17 protein-coding genes are annotated in these 20,292 nt (G+C 64.5%); 7 read left to right on the top strand and 10 right to left on the bottom strand.

Annotation, left to right across the window (positions count from 1 at the left end):
• Positions 1-12 precede the first annotated feature (12 nt).
• The gene (locus ACR9ZN_RS22815; protein ID WP_434959729.1) at positions 13-2,784 is read left to right on the top strand and encodes a [protein-PII] uridylyltransferase; all 2,772 of its coding nucleotides are present in this window, start codon (positions 13-15) and stop codon (positions 2,782-2,784) included.
• Between the two features lie 30 nt (positions 2,785-2,814).
• Here ACR9ZN_RS22815 and ACR9ZN_RS22810 read toward each other — a convergent pair whose 3' ends face one another.
• From ACR9ZN_RS22810 to ACR9ZN_RS22780, 7 genes are all read right to left on the bottom strand, one after another.
• The gene (locus ACR9ZN_RS22810; protein WP_454811318.1) at positions 2,815-4,170 is read right to left on the bottom strand and encodes a PspA/IM30 family protein; all 1,356 of its coding nucleotides are present in this window, start codon (positions 4,168-4,170) and stop codon (positions 2,815-2,817) included.
• Entirely contained in the window at positions 4,167-5,510 is a 1,344-nt protein-coding gene (locus ACR9ZN_RS22805) for a hypothetical protein (RefSeq protein WP_454811316.1), read from the bottom strand. The genes ACR9ZN_RS22810 and ACR9ZN_RS22805 overlap by 4 nt, the downstream gene beginning before the upstream one ends.
• A gap of 16 nt (positions 5,511-5,526) precedes the next feature.
• The gene (locus ACR9ZN_RS22800) at positions 5,527-6,645 is read right to left on the bottom strand and encodes a trypsin-like peptidase domain-containing protein (RefSeq protein WP_481273241.1); all 1,119 of its coding nucleotides are present in this window, start codon (positions 6,643-6,645) and stop codon (positions 5,527-5,529) included.
• Positions 6,646-7,060: 415 nt separating this feature from the next.
• Positions 7,061-8,086 carry an ABC transporter permease subunit gene (locus tag ACR9ZN_RS22795; protein WP_434958706.1) on the bottom strand — a complete coding sequence of 342 codons (1,026 nt, stop codon included), beginning with the start codon at positions 8,084-8,086 and terminating at the stop codon, positions 7,061-7,063.
• A gap of 79 nt (positions 8,087-8,165) precedes the next feature.
• On the bottom strand, positions 8,166-9,701 hold the full coding sequence (locus ACR9ZN_RS22790) for a sugar ABC transporter ATP-binding protein (protein ID WP_481273240.1): 1,536 nt from the start codon (positions 9,699-9,701) through the stop codon (positions 8,166-8,168).
• 194 nt (positions 9,702-9,895) lie between these two features.
• Positions 9,896-10,990 (bottom strand): LacI family DNA-binding transcriptional regulator, encoded by a 1,095-nt coding sequence (locus ACR9ZN_RS22785; protein WP_454811310.1) that lies wholly within the window; start codon positions 10,988-10,990, stop codon positions 9,896-9,898.
• Positions 10,987-11,142, bottom strand: coding sequence for a hypothetical protein (locus tag ACR9ZN_RS22780; protein WP_454811308.1), 156 nt, complete (start codon positions 11,140-11,142; stop codon positions 10,987-10,989). The genes ACR9ZN_RS22785 and ACR9ZN_RS22780 overlap by 4 nt, the downstream gene beginning before the upstream one ends.
• A 205-nt stretch (positions 11,143-11,347) precedes the next feature.
• Between ACR9ZN_RS22780 and ACR9ZN_RS22775 the strand changes: the two genes are divergently transcribed.
• The 3 genes from ACR9ZN_RS22775 (at position 11,348) to ACR9ZN_RS22765 (ending at position 14,616) form a co-directional block, all read left to right on the top strand.
• Positions 11,348-12,808: a DUF1800 domain-containing protein gene (locus ACR9ZN_RS22775; RefSeq protein ID WP_481273239.1), complete on the top strand. Its 1,461-nt coding sequence runs from the start codon at positions 11,348-11,350 to the stop codon at positions 12,806-12,808.
• 3 nt (positions 12,809-12,811) lie between these two features.
• Entirely contained in the window at positions 12,812-14,056 is a 1,245-nt protein-coding gene (locus tag ACR9ZN_RS22770) for a DUF1501 domain-containing protein (RefSeq protein ID WP_454811304.1), read from the top strand.
• 191 nt (positions 14,057-14,247) lie between these two features.
• Positions 14,248-14,616, top strand: coding sequence for a hypothetical protein (locus ACR9ZN_RS22765; protein ID WP_481273238.1), 369 nt, complete (start codon positions 14,248-14,250; stop codon positions 14,614-14,616).
• 72 nt (positions 14,617-14,688) lie between these two features.
• Here the strand turns inward: ACR9ZN_RS22765 and ACR9ZN_RS22760 are convergent, their stop codons facing one another.
• From ACR9ZN_RS22760 to ACR9ZN_RS22750, 3 genes are all read right to left on the bottom strand, one after another.
• The gene (locus ACR9ZN_RS22760; protein ID WP_481273237.1) at positions 14,689-15,258 is read right to left on the bottom strand and encodes a hypothetical protein; all 570 of its coding nucleotides are present in this window, start codon (positions 15,256-15,258) and stop codon (positions 14,689-14,691) included.
• A 103-nt stretch (positions 15,259-15,361) separates the two neighbouring features.
• Positions 15,362-15,922: a NifU family protein gene (locus tag ACR9ZN_RS22755; RefSeq protein WP_434958699.1), complete on the bottom strand. Its 561-nt coding sequence runs from the start codon at positions 15,920-15,922 to the stop codon at positions 15,362-15,364.
• 161 nt (positions 15,923-16,083) lie between these two features.
• Positions 16,084-16,869 carry an alpha/beta hydrolase gene (locus tag ACR9ZN_RS22750; protein ID WP_454811298.1) on the bottom strand — a complete coding sequence of 262 codons (786 nt, stop codon included), beginning with the start codon at positions 16,867-16,869 and terminating at the stop codon, positions 16,084-16,086.
• A 292-nt stretch (positions 16,870-17,161) separates the two neighbouring features.
• Between ACR9ZN_RS22750 and ACR9ZN_RS22745 the strand changes: the two genes are divergently transcribed.
• The 3 genes from ACR9ZN_RS22745 to ACR9ZN_RS22735 all read left to right on the top strand — a co-directional run bounded on the left by ACR9ZN_RS22745 (position 17,162) and on the right by ACR9ZN_RS22735 (position 20,260).
• A complete protein-coding gene (locus ACR9ZN_RS22745; protein ID WP_434958697.1) occupies positions 17,162-18,403 on the top strand; it encodes a glycosyltransferase family 4 protein in 1,242 nt (413 codons plus the stop codon).
• Positions 18,404-18,626: 223 nt separating this feature from the next.
• Positions 18,627-19,166 (top strand): translation initiation factor IF-3, encoded by a 540-nt coding sequence (gene infC, locus ACR9ZN_RS22740; protein WP_434959728.1) that lies wholly within the window; start codon positions 18,627-18,629, stop codon positions 19,164-19,166.
• A gap of 242 nt (positions 19,167-19,408) precedes the next feature.
• Positions 19,409-20,260 (top strand): AcvB/VirJ family lysyl-phosphatidylglycerol hydrolase, encoded by an 852-nt coding sequence (locus ACR9ZN_RS22735; protein WP_481273236.1) that lies wholly within the window; start codon positions 19,409-19,411, stop codon positions 20,258-20,260.
• Positions 20,261-20,292 lie beyond the last annotated feature (32 nt).

Here is a 20,292-nt window from a genome sequence, read left to right as displayed (position 1 = left end):
CCAAGGCCTGCAATGCTCGACAAGCCCGATCGTGAGCTCCACCTCGTCCTCGACCGCATGGCGCTCGAAGCCGAGATCGATGCCTTGGCACTGGAGCATGAGGGCCATGCCGATGCCTTGCGCCTGGCGGTGGTCACCCTGCTCAAGGCCACCTTGCGCGACGGCCGCGAGACCATCCATACCTGGTTCAGCGAGGACCGTCTCGGCACGGCCTGCGCCCAGCGCCTGTCCTGGCTCGAGGACGAGATCATCCGGGCCAGCTACGCCTATGTGACGCGTTACGTCTATACCACCCACAATCCGACGGCGAGCGAGCGCATGGCGGTCATCGCCGTGGGCGGCTATGGTCGCGGCACCCTTGCGCCCGGCTCGGACATCGACCTGCTCTTCCTGCTGCCGTCCAAGCAGACGGCCTGGGGAGAGAGCGTCACCGAGGCCATCCTCTACGTATTGTGGGATCTCGGCCAGAAGGTCGGCCACGCCACGCGCTCGATCGACGAATGCCTGCGTCTCGCCCGCAGCGACATGACCATCCGCACCGCCTTGCTCGAAGCGCGCCCGATCCTCGGCGATATGGGGCTGGCGAGCGAGCTTGCCAGCCGTTTCGATCGCGAGCTCGTACAACTGACGGCGACGGAATTCGTGGCGGCCAAGCTCGCCGAGCGCGACGAGCGGCTGATCAAGGCTGGCAATTCGCGCTACCGGGTCGAGCCGAACGTCAAGGAAGGCAAGGGCGGCCTGCGCGATCTCAACACGCTCTACTGGATCGCCAAATATGTCTATCGCGTCAGGGATGCCGCCGATCTCGTCGAGGCCGGCTTGTTCACCCGGCGCGAATATCGTCAGTTCACCCTGGCCGAGGATTTTTTATGGGCGACGCGCTGCGCCATCCATTTCCTCACCCACCGCGCCGAGGAGCGCCTGACCTTCGATCTCCAGCGCGAGATCGCGGCCTTTCTGGGCTATTCGGATCGCGGTGCCTTGCGCGGCGTCGAGCGCTTCATGAAGCATTATTTCCTGGTGGCCAAGGATGTCGGTGATCTCACTGCCATCGTCTGCGCTGCGCTGGAAGCGCGCCAGGAAAAGCCCAAGGCGATGCTGGATCGCTTCATCGCTCCCTTCCGCCGCAGCCAGCGCCAGGCCCTGATCGGCACCAAGGATTTCGTGATCGAGACGGGGCGGCTCAACATCGTCAACGATCAGGTGTTCGCGCGCGACCCCGTCAACCTGATCCGGCTGTTCCATCTCGCCGATCTGCATTCACTCGCTCTGCATCCCGATGCGATGCGCCTCGTCACCCGCTCGCTCAAGCTGGTGAACGCGGCGCTGCGCGAGAATGTCGAGGCCAACCGGCTGTTCCTGGAAATCCTGACATCGCGCAACGCGCCCGAGACCGTGCTCAGGCGCATGAACGAGGCCGGCGTTCTCGGCCGCTTCATTCCCGATTTCGGCAAGGTCGTGGCGATGATGCAGTTCAACATGTATCACCGCTACACGGTGGACGAGCATCTCCTGCGTTCGGTCGGCGAACTCGCCGACATCGACCGAGGCGAGGGGGGTGACGAGCATCCCCTCGTCAACGAGATCATGCCGACCATCCAGAACCGCACCGCGCTCTATGTCGCCACCTTCCTGCACGACATCGCCAAGGGCCGGCCGGAAGACCATTCGCTCGCCGGTGCCAAGATCGCCAAGCGATTGGGGCCTCGCCTCGGCCTGACGCCGGGCCAGACCGATACGGTGTCCTGGCTGATCGAGCAGCATCTGGTGATGTCGATGACGGCGCAGTCCCGCGACATCTCCGATCGCAAGACCATCGAAACCTTCGCCGGCACCGTGCAGACGCTGGAGCGGCTGAAGCTGCTGCTCATCCTCACCGTGGCGGATATCAGGGCGGTGGGGCCAGGCGTCTGGAACGGCTGGAAGGGCCAGCTCCTGCGCTCGCTGTTCTGGGAAACCGAGCTGGTGCTGGCCGGCGGCCACTCCAAATCCGACCGGCGCGCCAGCGTTCAACTGGCCCAGGACGAACTCAGGGCCGGCCTGTCCGACTGGAGCGCTGCGGAGGTCGATGCCTATGTGGCGCGCCATTACCCGCCTTATTGGCTCAAGGTCGAGCTGCCGCGTCGCCTGCGTCATGCTCGCTTCATCCGCGCCGCGCGCGAACGTGGCGAGACGCTCGCCACCGAAGTCGCCACCGATGCCTTCCGCGGTGTGACCGAGCTGACCATTCTCGCCCCCGACCATCCGCGCCTGTTGTCGATCATCACCGGCGCCTGCGCCGCCTCTGGCGCGAATATCGTCGACGCCCAGATCAACACCACCACGGACGGCCTGGCGCTCGACACCATCTTCGTCAGCCGCGAGTTTCCGCAGGATGAGGACGAGCTGCGCCGGGCAGGGCGCATCGCCCAGGCGATGGAACAGGCGCTCACCGGCACCATCCGCCTGCCGGATGCCGTGGCCAAGCGCAGCGCCATCAAGCCGCGGCAGAAGGCCTTCCAGGTCGCGCCCGAGGTGGTGGTCGACAATGAATGGTCGAACCGCCACACGGTAGTGGAGGTCTGGGGCCTTGACCGCCCCGGCTTGCTCTATGACCTGACCACGGCGATCTCGCAGCTCAACCTCAACATCGCCTCGGCCCATATCGCCACCTTCGGCGAGAAGGCTGTCGACGTGTTCTATGTCACCGATCTCACAGGCGCCAAGATCACTTCGGTGCAGCGCCAGGACAGCATTCGCAGCAATCTGCTGGCGGTGTTCAAGAGGGAAGGGAAAGCGGGCTGAAAGGGGCAATGCCGGCTCCACGCAACGGCCTCATTGCAGCTTTTGCACCAGTTGCTGGTAGAGCTTCTGCGAATCCGCTCCCATCGGGAGGTCGTTCTGCGCGTTGGGGCCGACCAGATCGGCGGTGACGATGCGCGCCCGGTCGCGCAGGGCCGACCAGTCCGGCAAGGCCCATTGGGCTGGCGTGATGGTCGAGAGGATGTAGAGCACGTTGTAGCGTCCCGTCAGGGTCAGGCTCTGGACCGCCGGCCGTCCCAGCATGTTGACCAGGGCGCCGACGAGCATGCGCTGGTCGTCGGGCGAGACGGTGCCGTCCCTCAGCGCCCGCACAAGATTGTCCGTGGTCGTCCGCCGCACATCGCCATTGGGGCCATCGATTAGGTTGACGTTGGCGAGCAGTTGTTCTCCGTCCGTCAGCTTGGGTGGAGGCGGGAGCTTGTAGGCGCGAGACTGGTCGATAGCCTGCGTCAGCACGGCATTCGAATCGCGCAGATACATGTGTTGGGAGGGGTTCATCGTCGGCGATGGCGTCGGAGCCAGGGCGTCCTTGAGTTTGGATTGGGCTTCCTCGAGCGAGCGTTTCATTGCCTGCAACTGATCATCGAGGTCCTTGAGTTCGGCCTCGTGCCGAAACCGCTCCGTCTGGAGTTGAACATCGGCCCTGAGGAAACGCTGGGCCCGTTTGTCATTGTCCGCCGACAGCTCCTCCGCCTGCCCGCGCAGACGATCGGCTTCCTTGCGTGCTTCGTTCTCTCGGAAGAAGGATATGAGAGCGAGAATGGCAAAGGCGATCGACAGGATGAGCGTGACGACGAACCCGGTGCGAATCTGGCGCGTCCGGCGTTCGGCCGCCTCGCTCGCACTGACGAAGGCCTCGATTTCCGGGTCCTTGTCGCGATAGCCGGCGGCTTCCGCCAGCGCGTTGCCGGTGAGCAGATAGCCGGGCGCCCGGTTCGACCGGCGCCATTGATAAGCAAGGGAGCCGATTCTGACTTGGGCGCGGCCATCCTGCGCCGTCGTCTCGCCCTTCGGGGCCCTGGCCGCGGTCTTGCCGGCCGGCAAGGTCGCTTCCGGCAGTTCATGATAGGGCGCCAGTGGCAGATCGAGCTCCGGTTTTGCTCCGCTCGTCGACCAGGTCAGCAATTGCAGGCTCCAATAGTCGAGGATGCCTTGGGCTGTCTCGCGGTCCCCCTCCTTTCCAAGCTGCGCGCCGGCTGTCACGACACGGTCTAGGAAAGCGACGATACGATCGCGAAAGGCTGCGAGCGCCTCTGGACTGTCGTCATTGCGCTGGCTGCTGGATCTGAGCAGGTCGAGATGTTCGTTGCTGATGTCCGTGATGCTTGCGAAGGAGATCGGCGGGTGGTGCGACGTTGTCCCGCTCATTGCACGGCCCCCAGAATGTTCTTCAGGCGGTCGCTGATCTGGAAGACACTGTCGAAATCCGCTTTTAGCCGGCTGTCGAGCGCGAAGAACTGGGCGCTGGCATTCTTCTGAAAAGCCGAGAAGGCCCGCTGCAGGGCCCGGATCGCCGGGGCGCTCTTGAGGTTGAACGCGGTGTCACGCTGTGCGATCTCGACATCCTGGAGGCAGGCGTCGATCTTGTCGCAATCCGCTGCGTCCACCGTCATGTCAGCCCGTTCGAGGCCGAGCACAGCCAGATTCAGCAGCATTACTCTGGTCTCCGGCCACAAGGCGGCGATCTCGTCCACGATCAGGGCACCGGGATCGTCCAGGCAACTGGCGAGGATCGAGAGATTCTGCTCCACTTTCTGCAAGCGGTTATGTGTCGCGATCCGGCTCATCAAGCTGCGCTGCAGGGCTCCGAGGGCGACGATCGCCTCGTCGAGCGCAGCCAGAAGCCCGGCGTCGGCTGCGCCGATCTCGATCAGGGCACCGGCCAGTTCCGGCAGGGGCAGTTTCGTCGCAGCATCGAAGATACCCTTGTTCAATTGCACCGACTGGCCATCGCTGATCGCGGCGATCTGCCGGATGGCGATGAGCACCGGCCCCGGCTTGTCGGCGTCGAGTCCTTCCTGGCAGCGCTGCGAGCTGCTTGCCAGGTCCTCGACCCAGGAAAGATCGAGACCGACGAGGATTTCATCTGCACCAGGCCTCGCGATCTCGGTGCGGATCGCGATGACGGCGGCGCGGACCTGCGAGATATAGACCTGGACCGTCTCGAAGCTGATCGGGTTGTCCATGGTCGCCACGGCCTGCAGCAGGATGCGGGTGTGGTTGATCTGAATGTGATGAAGGCTGTCATGCAGTCCCTTATAGGCCGCCAGCAGGTTGATGCGTTGGCCGATTTCGGTAAGCCGCTGCTTCGAGATGCCCGCCTTCTTGCGCACCTCGTCCTTGGCCAGGTAGGCTGCGAGGCTGTCAAGCCCGGTGACCACGGTGCCGACCTGCGACGCCACGCTCGGCGGCGCAGTCAGCGCATCGGGGATCAACTGCGTGACCAGCTCCTTGAAAGCGGTGTTGTCGTTCTTGGCATGCAGAACGATAGCGACGAAGTTGGTCAGGATCCCGCATTTTTGTGCCCAGTCGACGCAATCACGGGCGACCTTGCGCCGGGGTTGCTCGGCAAAGCTCACGCCGGTGATCGCAACCGAGGTGCCGTAGCAAATCTGCATGAGGTCGCCGAGTTCGCGAAAGGTGCACAGGTCTCCGATGGCGTTGGAGATCGAGATCACGCTCTGAGGGGGGAGTGTGACAAGGCCCATGCCGTTCTCCCTTTCCTCAAGCCGCCGGAATGGCCGCGCCGAAGCCGGCCGCTTCGATATCAGCCCGGATCAATCCCGCCGGGACGCCCTGGTTGAATTTCGGCTCGCCCCAGGCCGGATCGCCGAAATGATGGAGGGCGAGAAGCTGCCACTCCAGGCTCAGGCAGGGGGAGCCCGAAGAGCCCGCGTCGGTGTTGGTGGCATAGCGCAGCCTTGGCCGCTCCGGCGGGGCGGGCGTCGGCAGGATCGCCTCGGTGTCGATCGCCAGCTTGACGGGCCCGCCATGGGGATGTTGGACGATGATCAGGGGCGAGCCTTGGCTCAGGACGCCGTCCCGCTCCGGCAGGGCGAACCAGCCACGTCCGGTGCCGGCGGTCTCGGCGAGCTGCAGCAATGCGAAGTCGAGCTCGGTTGCCGAGGGGGGCGGCTCGTCCGGTGCCTCGGTCATCTCGGCCGGCGCGTAGGGGCGATGGTGCAGCAGCGCGGTGCCGGACAGCGCCACCACCTCGCCCTCGTCGAAGGAGCCGTCGGCCTTGCGGGCATAGTCGAAGCGGCAGGAAATGGCCGGCAAATCGTTCTGCACGGCCGCAGCCTCGACGACATGCCAATTCGTCAGCACGGCTTGCGGCCCGACCAGGAAGCCGGTGCCTGCCGCGCTGCCGGCGATCTCGATGCGGCAAACCCGGCGCAGCGTCTGCGTCATTCCGGCGATCCACAGGGCAGGATCGAGCATGCGCAGATGGGGCTTGATGTTACGCTGCAGGCCGGGCCCCAAGGTCGCATCGCTGGGCTGTGTGCGGCGATTATCCTTGTCCAGCATCACCAGATCATAGGGGTTGCTCAGGATTTCGGCGGCCGCTTCCGGCGCCAGGTGGGCGATGAGCTGGCGGATATCGTCGCGACGCGGACGGTTGACGTAGACTGCCTTGAGGAAATTGCCGGTCTGGCCCTCCTGTTCGAGGCGAATGACCAGCTCGCGCAGCACGGAGACCAGCGGTTGCCTCACGTCGGTCCAGTAGACCTCGAGCTGATCGCCGGTTGCCACATAGACGAAATTGCTGAGATCATCGAGATTGACGGTCGTCGACAGGGCCTTGGCCAGTTCGGAGACTTGCGTGCCTGTGAGCTTGTCCACCGTCGCCCCCTCTTGCCGCCTGGAGCCCGCCGCCTCGCCCGACGATCTCGGTGCCGGTTCATGGCTGAGCGCTTATTTGCTCAAGCTATTTGCTTCGACGCGTCTTCGCGGCTCCGGGTGACTCCGTCCAATCGCAAAACGCTTTAGCATAGTTGCGTGAGAGCGCCGTGAATCCCGGCCGGCAGAGGTTTGTTGAACTTCAATATGCTGCAGATGATGTTGGGAGCGGCGCCCTGGTCTCAGATCAGGATCTCGGTTTTCGATGAAACCGGGATGATAGTCGACACGGAGACTTGCGCCGCCAGATCCTATTTCAAACGTGGGGTCGGCTCTGCCATGTCAAAACGAAAACCGCCTCCGTTACACGTGCAACGAAGGCGGGGAAAGCGTGGGCCGTGGGGCTCGCCGGCTCGGTTCAGGTCCGGGCGCTACCCGAGGATCGCAGGCGGTCGAGAGCGACGGCACCGATGATGACCAGGCCCTTGATGATGAACTGCCAGATGTCGGAGACGCCGATCAGGATCAGGCCGTTGGAGAGCACGGCGATGATCAGGGCGCCGATGAGTGTGCCCCAGATCGAGCCGATGCCACCCACGAAGCTGGTGCCGCCGAGGATCACGGCGGCGATAGCGTCGAGTTCGTAGGATTGGCCGAGCTGCAGGCCGTTGGCGGCATAGAGCTTGGCGGCGGACATCGCCCCGCCCAGGCCCGCCAGCAGGCCGGATATGCCATAGACGATGAGCAGGATCGACCAGACCTTGATGCCCGACAGCCGCGAGGCCTCGGCATTGCCGCCGATGGCGTAGATGCGCAGCCCCAGCACGGTGCGGCGCAGGATCAGCCAGGACACCACCACCGTGGCGAGTGCGATCACCATCAGCCAGGGCACGCCCAGGAGCGTGCCATTGCCGATGAAGGCGAAGGGCAGGCTGGGATTGAAGATCGTCTTGTCCTCGCCGAACAGGCGGGCAAGGCCGCGCACCGCCGTCATCGAGCCGAGCGTGACGATGAAGGGCGGCAGGCGCATGAAGGCGATCAGTGCCCCGTTGACCAGGCCGAGCAGGCCGCCGGTCACCAGGGCCGCCACCAGCCCCATCATGCCCCAGCCCGGGATCAGCGAGACGATCAGGGCGATCATCGCCGAGGCAGCGAGCACCGAGCCGACCGACAGGTCGATGCCCCCGGTAAGGATGACGAAGGTCATGCCGGCGGCGAGCACGGTGTTGATCGAGGCCTGCTGGGCCACGATCGACAGATTGTTCCAGCTCATGAAGCGGCCGCTGGCCCAGGACAGGCCGCCCGATTCGACATAGCCCGACAAGAGTTGGAACAGGATGGCGATCAGCACGAGGGCGGGCAGCATGCCAAGGCCGCGCAGCGTGCCGGACAAAGCGAATTTGCGGCGGGCGGTATCTGCCGTGGAAGGGTTGGTGGATGTCATCGCACAGTCCTGCCTGTCTTGAGGGCCGTCTTGTCTTGCCGGTACGTTGTGGTGCCGCGTCGGGCAAAAGCCGGGTGCGTCATGCCGCATCCTTTGCGGCTGAGGTCGCGATGGCCATGATGTTCTCCTGGCTGACCGCTTCGGTCTCGGCGCCGCCGAGTTCGCCGGCGATATGACCTTCGCGCATCACGATGACGCGGTCGCAGATGCCGACGATCTCCGGCAGTTCGGACGAGATCACCGCCACGCCGACGCCCTCGCGGGCCAGCCGGTCGATCAGGCGGTAGATCTCCGATTTGGCGCCGATGTCGACGCCGCGGGTCGGCTCGTCCAGGATCAGCACGCGCGGCTTGGTCTCCAGCAGGCGCGAGAGCAGCACCTTCTGCTGGTTGCCGCCGGACAGGCCGCCCACCGGCGCGTCGGGCGAGGCGGTGCGGATGCCGGTGGCCTGGATCGCCTCGCCCGTGCGCTTGCGGCCCTTGGCGAGGTTGAGGAAGCCGCCGGCCAGGGCATCGCGGGCGATCACCCCCAGATTGATGTTCTCGGCCACCGACATGTCCAGCATCAGCCCGAGCAGCTTGCGGTCCTCGGTGAGATAGGCGATGCCGGCCTCGATGGCGTCCTGCGGCGAGCGGATGCCTACCTCCTTGCCATCGACCGCCACGGTGCCCGATGTCTTCGCATCGGCACCGTAGATCAGGCGGGCAAGCTCGGTGCGCCCCGCGCCGACCAGGCCGGCAATGCCGAGCACCTCTCCCTCGTGAATGTCGAAGGAGCAGGGCTGGATGCGCCTGCCATCGGCGATGTCGCGCACCGAAAAGATGATCCGGCCCCGGCTTTGATGAGCGTCGTGCTCCTTCTTGTAGAAGGAGGTGAGATCGCGCCCCACCATCATGCGCACCACCGCGGCGGGGTTGATCGCCTCGCGCTCCAGGGTGCCGACATAGGTGCCGTCGCGCAGCACCGAGACACGGTCGGAGAGTTCGTAGACCTCCTTCATGCGGTGGCTGATATAGACGATGGCCAGCCCCTCCTGCTTGAGCTGGCGCACCAGGGCGAACAGCCGCTCGGTCTCGCGCTCGGACAGGGTGGTGGTGGGTTCGTCCATGATCAGCACGCGCGAACGGGCATGGACGGCACGGGCGATCTCCACCAGCTGGCGTTCGGCGATGGAGAGCTCGGCCACCTTGTCGCGCGCAGTGAAGGTGGCGCCCAGGCGCTGCAGCACGCTTTCGACGCCGGCAATCATTGCGCCACGGTCGATCAGGCCGGCCCGGCTTGGTTCGCGGCCGAGATAGATGTTCTCGGCCACCGTGAGATTGGGAGCGAGGGCGAGCTCCTGGTAGATGATGGCAATCCCCAATTGCTTGGCCGCCATCGGGCCCGAGATCGCCACCTTCTGGCCGTCGATCAGGATTTCCGAGCCCTCATCCGGCACATAGGCGCCCGAAAGGATCTTCATCAGGGTCGATTTGCCGGCCCCGTTCTCGCCCATCAAGGCGTGGATCTCGCCCAGCTTGACGTCGAGCGAGACCCCCTTCAGCGCCTGGACCCGGCCGAATGTCTTGGAAACATTCCGCATTTCAAGGAAGGGATGCGTCTGGCCTGCGTTCATCCTGCCCCCGTTTTCATGCCGTTATTTCAGCAGTTGCACCAATGTTGCAGCTGTTCCCTGGCTTGCCAATGATTTTGACTGGATTTGGTAAGCGGCGACGAAGGCCGAGCTCTGGCGAAGGCTGTAAAAGCCTATGTCGAGCATGGCTCGAAGATCTCGAACGGCATGCCTTGATCGTCCACGCCGCCCCATGATCAAGGCGTGAGATCAAAGACCGATTCCCGGTCGATCAGGATGGTCGGCATCTCGACATCCCTTCCGGCTTCGCCGCCTTGGATCTGTCGAACCAGCAAATTGACGGCCGCGCGCCCCATTTCGTGGATCGGGCGCTGTACCACCGAGATCGCCGGCGTCAGTGCGCCCGACCAGGGCGATTCATCGAAGCTGATGAGGGCGACATCTTTCCCGACCACCAAGTTCAGGGCCCGGCAGGCGGCCAGCACGCCAATGGCGATTTCCTCGCATGTTGCCAAAATCGCGGTGGGTCGCGGATCGGAGCGCAGAATCGTCGACGCCGAGTCGATGATCATCTGGGGATCGTTCGGCGTATAGCGCAGCCAGGCCTTCGGCAGGTCGAGGCCGGCCGCCTCCAGGGCATCGCGCGCGCCGAGAACGCGGTCGCGTGCGCTCGACACGGCCCCTCGCGGCTCGCTCTGCCGCTGCGAGGAGGCTGCCGCGGTCAGGACCACCAGGCCGATGCGCCTGTGTCCGCGGGCGATGAACAATTCCACGGCTTCTCGGGCCCCACCACGATCATCCGTTGTCACGGCACTCACCGAAAAATCCGCGATGCGGCGGTCGAGGAGCACCATCCGTCCCTCGCCCGCGCCGGCTTTTTGCAGATGCTCGTTGTGGTCGGGCGAGGACGGCACGACGATCATGCCGGCAACGCGCTTTTCCATCAGGGTCTGGACCGCCTCGATCTCGGTCTTGAGATCGTCGTCCGTATTCACGATCAGGGTCTGATAGCCCAGGGAGGCGCAGGTATCGATGATCGCCCGGGCGGCGCTGGCAAAGAATGAATTGCTGATGTCGGCAATGACGACGCCGATCACCTGGGTGCGGCCGGCCCGCATGGCCCGGGCCGCCTCGTTGAGCCGATAATTCAGCGTCCTGGCAGCCGCCGCGACGCGCTCCCGCGTCTCCTCGGTAACGAGGCCATAGCCGCCAAGAGCGCGAGCCGCAGTCGCTCGGGAAACCTTGGCAAGGCGTGCAACGTCCAGAAGGCGCGCGGGACGAGTAGCGCCGGACCGCGGGCTTTGCTCGTCGATTTTCTTGTTTTGGGTCATGCCTCTACTTGGTGCAGGAGGCTTTCTTTGGCCAAATTGAAAAAGTATTTTTCTGTCGCGGAGGCTTGCGTACTACCTTTACGGCAGAAAGGCAAACCGTCTGCCTCCTGAAACGACTGATCCCGGCCGAGAAAGTTCAATCCGTCACCCATGCAGAGTTTCCCGGCCGGGTCTACGGATAGGCCGCGTCGGGAAACTCCGCAAATGTTTGATATCTTGCAGGTTTCTCTTGATCGTGCCTGTGCGCGACCAAGAGAAACCTGCTTGGCAGCAAAGTTCGGAAATAGTCGGCCTTTTTTAAGTCATCGGATCGCCGTGATGGCATCGGATACGCCGCCGATACTGTTGCTGCCCTGAATGGCGGAGGCGACGGTGGCGAACCAGGACCTCGACCCTGCACGGGTCGTTTTCAATCGTTTTGGCTTGGGGGCCCGTCCCGGCGATCTGGCGAGGCTGGGCAGCGATCCGCATGCCGCCTTGCGGGCAGAACTGGTCAAACCCGATATTGCCCTGATCCCGATGGCAACGGATGCCGATCCCCTGCCGGGTAGCACCGCCGCCATTCAGGCAAGCATGGCCGCAACCATGCAGCGCAAGGCCGAGCGGATGACAGCGCCTGCGGGCGCGATGCAGATGGGCCCGGAAGGGAAGTCCTCCGCACTCGCCGCCCCCGCCCCGCGGGGGCCGATAAAGCCGGAGCCGCCCATCGAGGCCCGGTTGCTGAAGGCGGAGGCACAGGCCCGTTTTGCCAAGGCGCTTAATGCGGAGATCGGGTTCGTCGAGCGGCTGGTCGCCTTCTGGTCCAACCATTTTTGCGTCTCGGTCGCCAAGGACAACATCGTGCGGGCGTCGGCAGGAGCCTTCGAGCGGGAGGCGATCCGCCCCTTCGTGCTGGGGCGCTTTGCCGACATGCTGGTCGCGGTCGAGCATCACCCGGCCATGCTCTATTATCTCGACAATCAGCAATCCGTCGGCCCTGACTCGCGGGCGGGACGCAACCGCAATCGCGGCCTGAACGAGAACCTCGCCCGCGAGATCCTCGAATTGCACACGCTTGGTGTCGGCAGCGGCTACAGCCAGGCCGACGTGACCGCCTTCGCGCGTATCCTCACCGGCTGGATGATTGCGGGGCGGGAGGGCCGCCTCGGCGAACCCGGCAGTTTCGTCTTCAACGCCAATGCGCATGAGCCCGGTGACCAGGTTTTCCTCGGCAAGACCTATCCGGCCGGCGGCATGGGCCAGGCGGAGGCCGTGCTCAACGATCTTGCACGCCATCCTGCCACGGCCCGGCACATTGCCATGAAGATCGCGCGCCATTTCATCGCGGACGACCCGCCGGCCCCGATGGTCGCGCGGCTGGCGGAGGTTTTCACCAAGACGGATGGCGATCTTCGCGCGCTCGCCATGGCGCTGGTCAACGCGCCGGAAGCCTGGTCGCAGCCGCTGGCGAAGATGCGCTCGCCATTCGATTTCGTTCTCGCCTTGCGCCGTGGCATCGGGCCCGGCCCGGAGGCGGATCCCGGCCAGACGCTGAACTGGCTGGCGCTGCTGGGAACACCCCTGTGGCAGCCGCCCGGCCCGAACGGCTTTCCCGACCTCGCCGACACGCAGGCCTCCCCGGCCGGCATGGCGATGCGCCTCGATATCGCCTGGCAGGCGGCGCGCCAGGCCAAGGGCATCGGCGAACCGGACGACCTGCTGGCCACGCTCATCGGCCCGTCGGTGTCGGCGGAAACGCGCCAGGCCGTCGGCCGTGCCGAGTCGCGCCAGCAGGCGGTGGCACTGCTTTTGATGGCTCCCGAGTTCCAGAGGAGATAGATCATGGAGACCGCGTCGGACACCCTGTGCGAGCGTCCGCATCCGTCCCGTCGCGCCGTCCTGCTCGGCAGTGGCGCCCTGTTTGCCTGGGCCTATCTGCCACGGTTCGCCCGGGCCGCCGAGGCGAGGGATCCGCGCCTGGTCGTGCTCGTGCTGCGCGGGGCGCTGGACGGGCTCTCGACCGTGGCTCCCGTCGGCGACCCCGATTATCATGGGTTGCACGGCGATATCGCCCTGGCCCTGGATGGGCCGCATCCGGCTCTGCCCCTGGATGGATTCTTCGCCCTCAATCCGGCCATGCCGACCTTTGCCCGCCTGTTCCAGGCCCGGCAGGCGCTGGTCGTGCATGCCGCCGCCACGGGCTATCGCGAGCGTTCCCATTTCGATGGGCAGGACGTGCTCGAGAGTGGCTTTCCGGGGCCGGGCCATACGGCGACGGGCTGGCTCAATCGCGCCTTGGCCGATCTGCCCGCCGGCGAACGCATAGCGCCGCATGGCGGCCTCGCCGTCGGGCCGTCGACGCCTCTGGTGATGCGTGGCGCCGCGCCTGTGCTCGGCTGGGCGCCCCAGGTCCTGCCGGATGCGGGCGATGATCTGGCGGCGCGCCTGCTCGATCTCTACGACCATCGCGACCCGGCGCTGGCGATTGCTCTGCGCAGGGGGCTCGAGGCCGAGCGTCTGGCCGCCGGTGACGGCATGGGCATGACCAAGCGCAAGGGTGGGCTCGACAGCGCCGCCGGCATGCGGCAGGCCGCCGAAGGAGCGGCCCGGCTGATCGCGGCCGAGGACGGGCCGCGCCTCGCCGCGCTCGCTTTCGATGGCTGGGACACCCATGTCAACGAGGGTGGAGCGACAGGCCGGCTCGCCATGCTGCTCGGCGGCCTCGACGGCGCCTTCGCCGCGTTCGAGAGCGGCCTGGGGCAATACTGGAAGGATACGGTCGTGGTCGCCGTCACCGAATTCGGCCGCACAGCACGCATCAATGGCACCGAGGGGACCGATCATGGCACCGGCACGGTCATGCTGCTGGCGGGCGGTGCGGTAAAGGGAGGCCGTGTCGTCGCCGATTGGCCGGGCTTGAAACTGGCGCAGCTTCATGAAGGCCGTGACCTCCGGCCGACGACGGATGTTCGCAGCGTGCTGAAAGGGCTGCTGGCCGATCAGTTCGGCCTTTCACCCATGGCGCTGGGTTCGACCATTTTCCCGGATTCGCTTTCGGTTCGACCGATGGCCGGACTCGTCGCCTGAACAGACGAGGGCATGAATCCGCTAGCCCTTTTCTTCGGAATTGTGGCTAAATCTGACAGAGCTGCCACAGGAATTACTGATATGTTCAGAAGATATATTCAAAATAAACCATTGTTGTTCATGTGCCTTTAAGGTGGTGTGGGCTAGTTTGTTGCCAATGCTGGGGTAGCCAAATCGGAGTTTCTATTGCAATGACGATGAAGATCTGCCTTTCAGCCGCGGTGCTTTGTGTCATGACGGCCTTGGCGACGACACCGGCCTCCGCAGGCGACGGCCGTACAGGTGCTTTCGTCGGCGGCGCAGCCCTCGGCGCGGTCGGTGGTGTCCTGCTCGGCCAGGCGCTGGCCGACCGTCCCGCTCCGCCGCCACGGCCGGCGCCGGTGTATGAGCCGGCCCCGGTTGCCTATGATCCCTATGTCGACCGCCTTGATCGTCTGCATGCAGGCTGTGACAGGGGCGATCGTCGGGCCTGCGTCCAGTTCGGCGAAATGATCGGCGCCCATCGCGAGCGCGTGGTGGAATGGCGCCGCACGCATCCGGACTTCTTCGAGTGGGAATAATCCATAAAGAGGGAACAGGCAGGCCTTTCGGAAACGCCCGTTTCCCAATTGGCCCACGAAGCGAGGTGATGTTCAGCCTGCATGCTTCAAGGTGATCATGCAGGCGATGCCGGCGCTTACGGCAAGCGGTTGGTTGAGGCAGCGGATGGTGGCAAAGTTTTCGGTGACCACCCGCGCCCTGCCGATGTCTCCGTCGGAGTCACCGCGCATCACGCCAAGATCGAGCGTGTCCTGCTCGATGTCGTAGTCGCTCTTCTGCGGCCCGATCGTGTGCAGCAGGCTTTCGAGATGGGCGGTAAAGTTGATGAGGTCCGCCGGGCTCGCGCGGTCGCCGATCAGGCCGATTGCATCGATCGCGTTACCGGCGAGGATGACTGTCATCGAGGTGGGCGAGCGGGACACGCCGATCGAGCCGGTGATGTCGCTTCTCGGCGAGATCGTCGTCAGATATTCGGTGTCATCGAAGGTGCAGGCATAGGACTCGTCGTCCTTCCCACGACAGGCACGGATCGGATCCAGCCCGTCCCGGGCGAGGCGCGTATCGAAGAGGTCGATCAGGCGCCGTTCCGTCAGCGATGCGGATTGGGCGTGAGCGCTGCCAAACAGGGCGCTTACGAAAAGGATGGATAACAGCAGGCGCATGGCCGTAGCGAACTCCGGCCCCCCGAAGGGGATTAAGCACCTGCCCCCTTAAACATTGATGAAAGCGGCCGAACGATGCCGCTTGTCAAAGGGCCCGGCCGCCTCAGGCGGCGCGGACTTCCTGCACCTCGGGCACGAAGTGGCGCAGCAGGTTCTGGATGCCGTTGCGCAGCGTCGCCGTGGAGGAGGGGCAGCCCGAGCAGGCCCCCTTCATGGCGAGATAGACCACGCCCTCGCGATAGCCGCGGAAGGTGATGTCGCCGCCATCGGCCGCCACTGCCGGTCGCACGCGGGTTTCGAGCAGGTCCTTGATGGTCTCGACGGTGTCTTCGTCGGCCTCGTCGAAGAACTCTTCGCCCTCATCCAGCGGCGCGACATCCGCGTTGAGGATGGGCACGCCGGACAGATAGTGCTCCATGATGGCGCCAAGCACGGCCGGCTTGAGGTGCTGCCATTCCGCGCCCGAGCGGGTGATGGTGATGAAGTCCGAGCCGAAGAACACGCCGGCGACGCCCTCGATCGAAAAGAGCTTCTGGGCCAGCGGCGATTGCGCGCCTTCGGCGGCATTCGTCATGTGCAGCGTGGTGCCCTCGGGCAGCACTTCGCGGCCGGGGAGGAATTTGAGGGTCGAGGGATTCGGCGTCGCCTCGGTCTGAATGAACATCTGTCTCTCCGCTCCAAATACCGGGTCCTGACGGAGCTCTCAAACCCGCGCCTTCGGGCGGGTTTGAGAGCTCCGCAGCATTTAAGTTCCAGCAAGGTTTCCTCGGTCGGAAGGGCGTTCCGACCGAGGAAACCTTGCTATGGCCGGTCAGGACGTTACGACTATAGGAGGAGCTGTGATTTGGGCGCAATGCCCTCCACCGCCTCCACCAGCCTGTCGAGGTCCTGGGCGCGCGACAGCCGGTGGTCGCCATCCTTGATCAGCGTCACCGTCACATCGTCCTCGGCCAGGCTCTCCACCAGCGTCATGGCATGCTGCCAGGGCACGTCCGGATCCTCCATCCCCTGTAAGATATGTACGGGGCAGCCGGTTTTCACCATGTCGCCGAGAAGAAGATGGCTGCGGCCTTCCTCGATCAGCGTCCGGGTGATCGGATAGGGCTCGGGCGAATATTCGGACGGGCGCAGCCAGGCGCCCTTGTCGAGGATCTCGCGCTTCACCGTGTCGGGGAACTGGTCCCACATCAATTTCTCAGTGAAGTCGGCGGCGGGGGCGATCAGCACCATGCCTGACGGCGCCAGCGGCGTACCGGCCAGAGCCCGTGCCACCAGCAGGGCGATCCAGCCGCCCATCGAGGAGCCGACCAGGATCGGCGGCGTCTTCACGCACTCACGGATCACTGCCAGGGCGTCCTCGAGCCAGGAGCCGATAGTGCCGTCCTCGAAGCGCCCACCCGATTCGCCGTGGCCGGAGTAATCGAATCGCGTCACGGCGCGATGGTGCCGCGCGCCCCAATCGGCAAGGAAACTTGCCTTGGTCGCCAGCATGTCGGAGCGGAAGCCGCCGAGCCACACCACATCCGGGCCGCGGCCGGGCTGATGGCGCCAGGCAATGCTGCGGCTGGACGGGCCTTCGCCGACGGTGATCATGGCGGGGTTGCTCGTCATCCGGTCACTTCCTTTTGCCCAAGCGTTTTGTGTTTTGTCGATTGCGGTCTGGCAGATTCGCCGAGAATCGCAAAGTCACCTCGACGTGGGGAGTTAGAGCAAGAAATTCCGTCACAAAGACGCTGCTTTGCCTCTGTGTAAGGTAGCTGTTTGCGAAAAATATACCGGGCAGGCCGGAAATTCCCGCACAGCATCACCTTTCATTTAGAACATGGGGCGCTCTATAGAGTCTGTGATGGACCATGGTCCACAGTCGTTATCGTGAAGAAGCCAGCCGGAACAGCCAGCGCCCATGTCTGATATCTCGTCCAAAGCTCGCCCAATCGGCCGTCGGCCGAAGGAGGAACGCTTTGCCGGCATCACGGTGCTGCAGATCATTCCGGCCCTGGATGCGGGCGGGGCCGAGCGTACCACCATCGACATCGCCGATGCGCTGACGCGGGCGGGTGCCCGTGCCTTGGTCGCTACCGAGGGTGGCCGGCTGGTCGGCGAGCTGCAGGCGCGCGGCGGCCTTTGGATCCCGTTCAATGCCTCGACCAAGAATCCGCTGCGCATCTGGGGCAATGCCCGGCGGCTCGAACGCCTGGTGCGCGAGGAGAAGGTCGACCTCATCCATGCCCGGTCGCGGGCGCCGGCCTGGTCGGCGCGCCTCGCCACCAAGAAACTCAGCCTGCCATTCGTCACCACCTATCATGGTGCCTATTCGGCGACTTCCGAGCTGAAGAAGCGCTATAATGGCGTGATGGCGCAGGCGGACGTGGTCATCGCGAATTCCAACTTCACTGCCGCCACCATCAAGGCGAACTGGCCGGAGGCCGCCGAACGACTGCGCGTGATTCACCGCGGCACCGACCTGACGGCCTTCACCCCTTCCGCCGTGTCGTTCGAGCGTGTCGAGGCGCTACGCCGGGCCTGGAACGTGGCGCCGCATCAGCGCATCGTGCTGCTGCCCGGCCGGCTCACCGGCTGGAAGGGCCAGCGCGTGCTGATCGATGCCGCGGCCATTCTCAAGCAGAAGGGCATCGAGGACACGGTTTTCGTGCTGGCGGGCGATGCCCAGGGCCGGGATGGCTATGTGGCCGAGCTCGAGGCGCGCATCGCCGAGCGTGGCCTCAAGGGGCTGGTGCTGCGCGTCGGCCATTGCAGCGATATGCCGGCCGCCTATCTCTCCGCCGCGGCGGTCGCCATCCCTTCCACCAGTCCCGAGGCTTTCGGACGCACGGCGGTCGAGGCGCAGGCCATGGGCTGTCCGGTGGTGGTGGCCGATCATGGCGCCACCTCCGAAACGGTGTTGGCCCCGCCCGAGATCGTCGGCAATCTGCGCACGGGTTGGCGCACGCCGGTGGGGGACGCCGAGGCCCTGGCGGAAGCCCTGCACGAGGCCCTGACCCTGGGCGCCTCCGCCCGGGACGGTCTGGCGGCGCGCGCGCGCGCGCATGTCGAGGCGCATTTCTCGCTGGATGTGATGTGCAACGCCACGCTCGACGCCTATGCCGAACTTCTGGTTCGGAGTCGCAGACTCAAAGACGAGTAGGCGAGAAGCCTGGACGAGCAGGCGATAAGCCTGGAAATATCTGCCTCATTGCCGATCCGTGACAGTCTATCGAGCTGATTTGTGATCTAAAAATCATGCCGTCGGCCATGAAAGCGTTGACTTCCGGTCGCTTCGGCAACATCTTCCCGCAATCCGGGCGCGGGCTTCGACGCGAAGCCGACAGTTTGCCCAAATCAATTCAATGGTAGAGGAGTTTACCGCCATTCGTCGCCCTATGAGGACAAACGCACCGGTCGTGAAGGACGGTCCGCGCATCAATGAGGAGATTCGGAACCGCGAAGTCATGCTGATCGATCAGGACGGGCAGAACCGCGGTGCCACCGACACCAGGGCGGCGATCGCCATGGCCTTTGAAATCGGGCTGGACCTTGTCGAAGTGGCCGCCAATGCCGAGCCGCCGGTCTGCAAGATCATGGACTACGGCAAGTTCAAGTTCAACGAACAGAAGAAGGCCGCCGAGGCCCGCAAGAATCAGAAGACGGTCGAGATCAAGGAGATCAAGCTCCGCCCGGCCATCGACGATCATGACTATGACGTCAAGATGAAGGCGATGAGGCGCTTCTTCGAGGAAGGCGACAAGGTCAAGGTCACCCTGCGCTTCCGCGGTCGCGAAATGGCGCATCAGGAGATCGGTTACCGCCTGCTCAATCGCGTCAAGGACGATACGGGCCTGATCGCCAAGGTGGAATCCGATGCCTCGCTCGAAGGCCGTCAGATGGTGATGGTTCTGGCTCCACGCTGATCGGGCTAGGGCAAAGCGCGTTCCACGGCGGAACGCTTGTTTTGCCCTGGCTTCCTGTTTCCAAGCCAATCCAGAGGATTGGCTGAAGCATCGCTGCGATGCTGGCTGAACTCGTCCAATCGCAAAACGCTTTGGTTCGTTCGGCTTTTTGATGTGCAGGCCCGGAAGGCGGTTCCGGGCCGCCATTGTCATGCCATCTTCCAGGCACAGGAACGGATCAGTCATCTGTTTCCTGTCGTCCAATGGCGCGTTTCATTACCCTACGGCGTCTCGCTGTCCTGATCTTGCTGGCAGCAACCGGCGTCTTCCTCGACGCCAAGGTCCTGCCGCGCTGGTTTCCGCAGGCTTTCGGTGGAGTCTGGGGTGGATTGGCCGCGCCCGATAATGTCAATGTGCCCGCATCCCTGCGCGATCTCCCGGTTGTCCTGACCAAGGGCAGGCGAGAGGACGGCCCTGTCGCGATCCTGCTGTCGGGCAATGGCGGCTGGTGGGGTATCGATGATGGCATAGCCGAAGGGCTTGCCCGCGCCGGCGTGACCACGATCGGCCTGAACAGCCTGGCCTATTTCATCCATCGGCGTTCTCCCGAGGAAGTTGCGGCCACGATCGACAGGATGGCGGCGTCGCTTGGGGCCGACAGGCCGATCATCCTGGTGGGCTATTCCTTCGGTGCCGATATCGCGGCTACGGTCTATTCACACCTTTCCGACGATCTGCATGCGCGCATTCGCCAGGTCTCGCTGCTCGGCCTCTCGCGGGAGGCCGACTATGCCGTCGGCTTCATGAAGGTCGCCGGCGGGCGCAGGGCGACGATCCCGGCTGTCGCGGCGATCGACGGCCCTCATATCCAGTGCTTCCATGGTGTTGACGAAGGCTTGCGTTCGGGCTGCAACGATGTCGATGCCGGGACGGTGCAGGTGATCGAGTTGCCGGGCGGGCATCATTTCGACGGCGATTATGACGCGATCGCCAAGCGCATCCTCGAAGGCATGCCCTTGCCTCATCCCAGCGATCCGATTCGCTACGCTGGCATGGACAGATTCGCCTGGTTGGCCCATCCGGTTGGAACGCAGGAGCGGACGGAGCCGCGCTGAAACGATTGAATCCCCCGATGGCGCTATTTATG

The sequence above is a fragment of the Labrys sp. HAY1-8F genome (genome assembly GCF_056754975.1).
Note: the sequence above shows the minus strand (reverse complement) of the source record. Positions and strands in the feature narration are given on the sequence as shown.

Bases quoted from the DNA above. Each gene is read 5' to 3' on its own strand.
- ACR9ZN_RS22815 (WP_434959729.1), top strand. From the start codon at position 13: ATGCTCGACAAGCCCGATCGTGAGCTCCACCTCGTCCTCGACCGCATG.
- ACR9ZN_RS22810 (WP_454811318.1), bottom strand. From the start codon at position 4,170: ATGAGCGGGACAACGTCGCACCACCCGCCGATCTCCTTCGCAAGCATC.
- ACR9ZN_RS22805 (WP_454811316.1), bottom strand. From the start codon at position 5,510: ATGGGCCTTGTCACACTCCCCCCTCAGAGCGTGATCTCGATCTCCAAC.
- ACR9ZN_RS22795 (WP_434958706.1), bottom strand. From the start codon at position 8,086: ATGACATCCACCAACCCTTCCACGGCAGATACCGCCCGCCGCAAATTC.
- ACR9ZN_RS22790 (WP_481273240.1), bottom strand. From the start codon at position 9,701: ATGAACGCAGGCCAGACGCATCCCTTCCTTGAAATGCGGAATGTTTCC.
- ACR9ZN_RS22785 (WP_454811310.1), bottom strand. From the start codon at position 10,990: ATGACCCAAAACAAGAAAATCGACGAGCAAAGCCCGCGGTCCGGCGCT.
- ACR9ZN_RS22780 (WP_454811308.1), bottom strand. From the start codon at position 11,142: ATGGGTGACGGATTGAACTTTCTCGGCCGGGATCAGTCGTTTCAGGAG.
- ACR9ZN_RS22775 (WP_481273239.1), top strand. From the start codon at position 11,348: ATGGCGGAGGCGACGGTGGCGAACCAGGACCTCGACCCTGCACGGGTC.
- ACR9ZN_RS22770 (WP_454811304.1), top strand. From the start codon at position 12,812: ATGGAGACCGCGTCGGACACCCTGTGCGAGCGTCCGCATCCGTCCCGT.
- ACR9ZN_RS22765 (WP_481273238.1), top strand. From the start codon at position 14,248: ATGACGATGAAGATCTGCCTTTCAGCCGCGGTGCTTTGTGTCATGACG.
- ACR9ZN_RS22760 (WP_481273237.1), bottom strand. From the start codon at position 15,258: ATGCGCCTGCTGTTATCCATCCTTTTCGTAAGCGCCCTGTTTGGCAGC.
- ACR9ZN_RS22755 (WP_434958699.1), bottom strand. From the start codon at position 15,922: ATGTTCATTCAGACCGAGGCGACGCCGAATCCCTCGACCCTCAAATTC.
- ACR9ZN_RS22750 (WP_454811298.1), bottom strand. From the start codon at position 16,869: ATGACGAGCAACCCCGCCATGATCACCGTCGGCGAAGGCCCGTCCAGC.
- ACR9ZN_RS22745 (WP_434958697.1), top strand. From the start codon at position 17,162: ATGTCTGATATCTCGTCCAAAGCTCGCCCAATCGGCCGTCGGCCGAAG.
- ACR9ZN_RS22735 (WP_481273236.1), top strand. From the start codon at position 19,409: ATGGCGCGTTTCATTACCCTACGGCGTCTCGCTGTCCTGATCTTGCTG.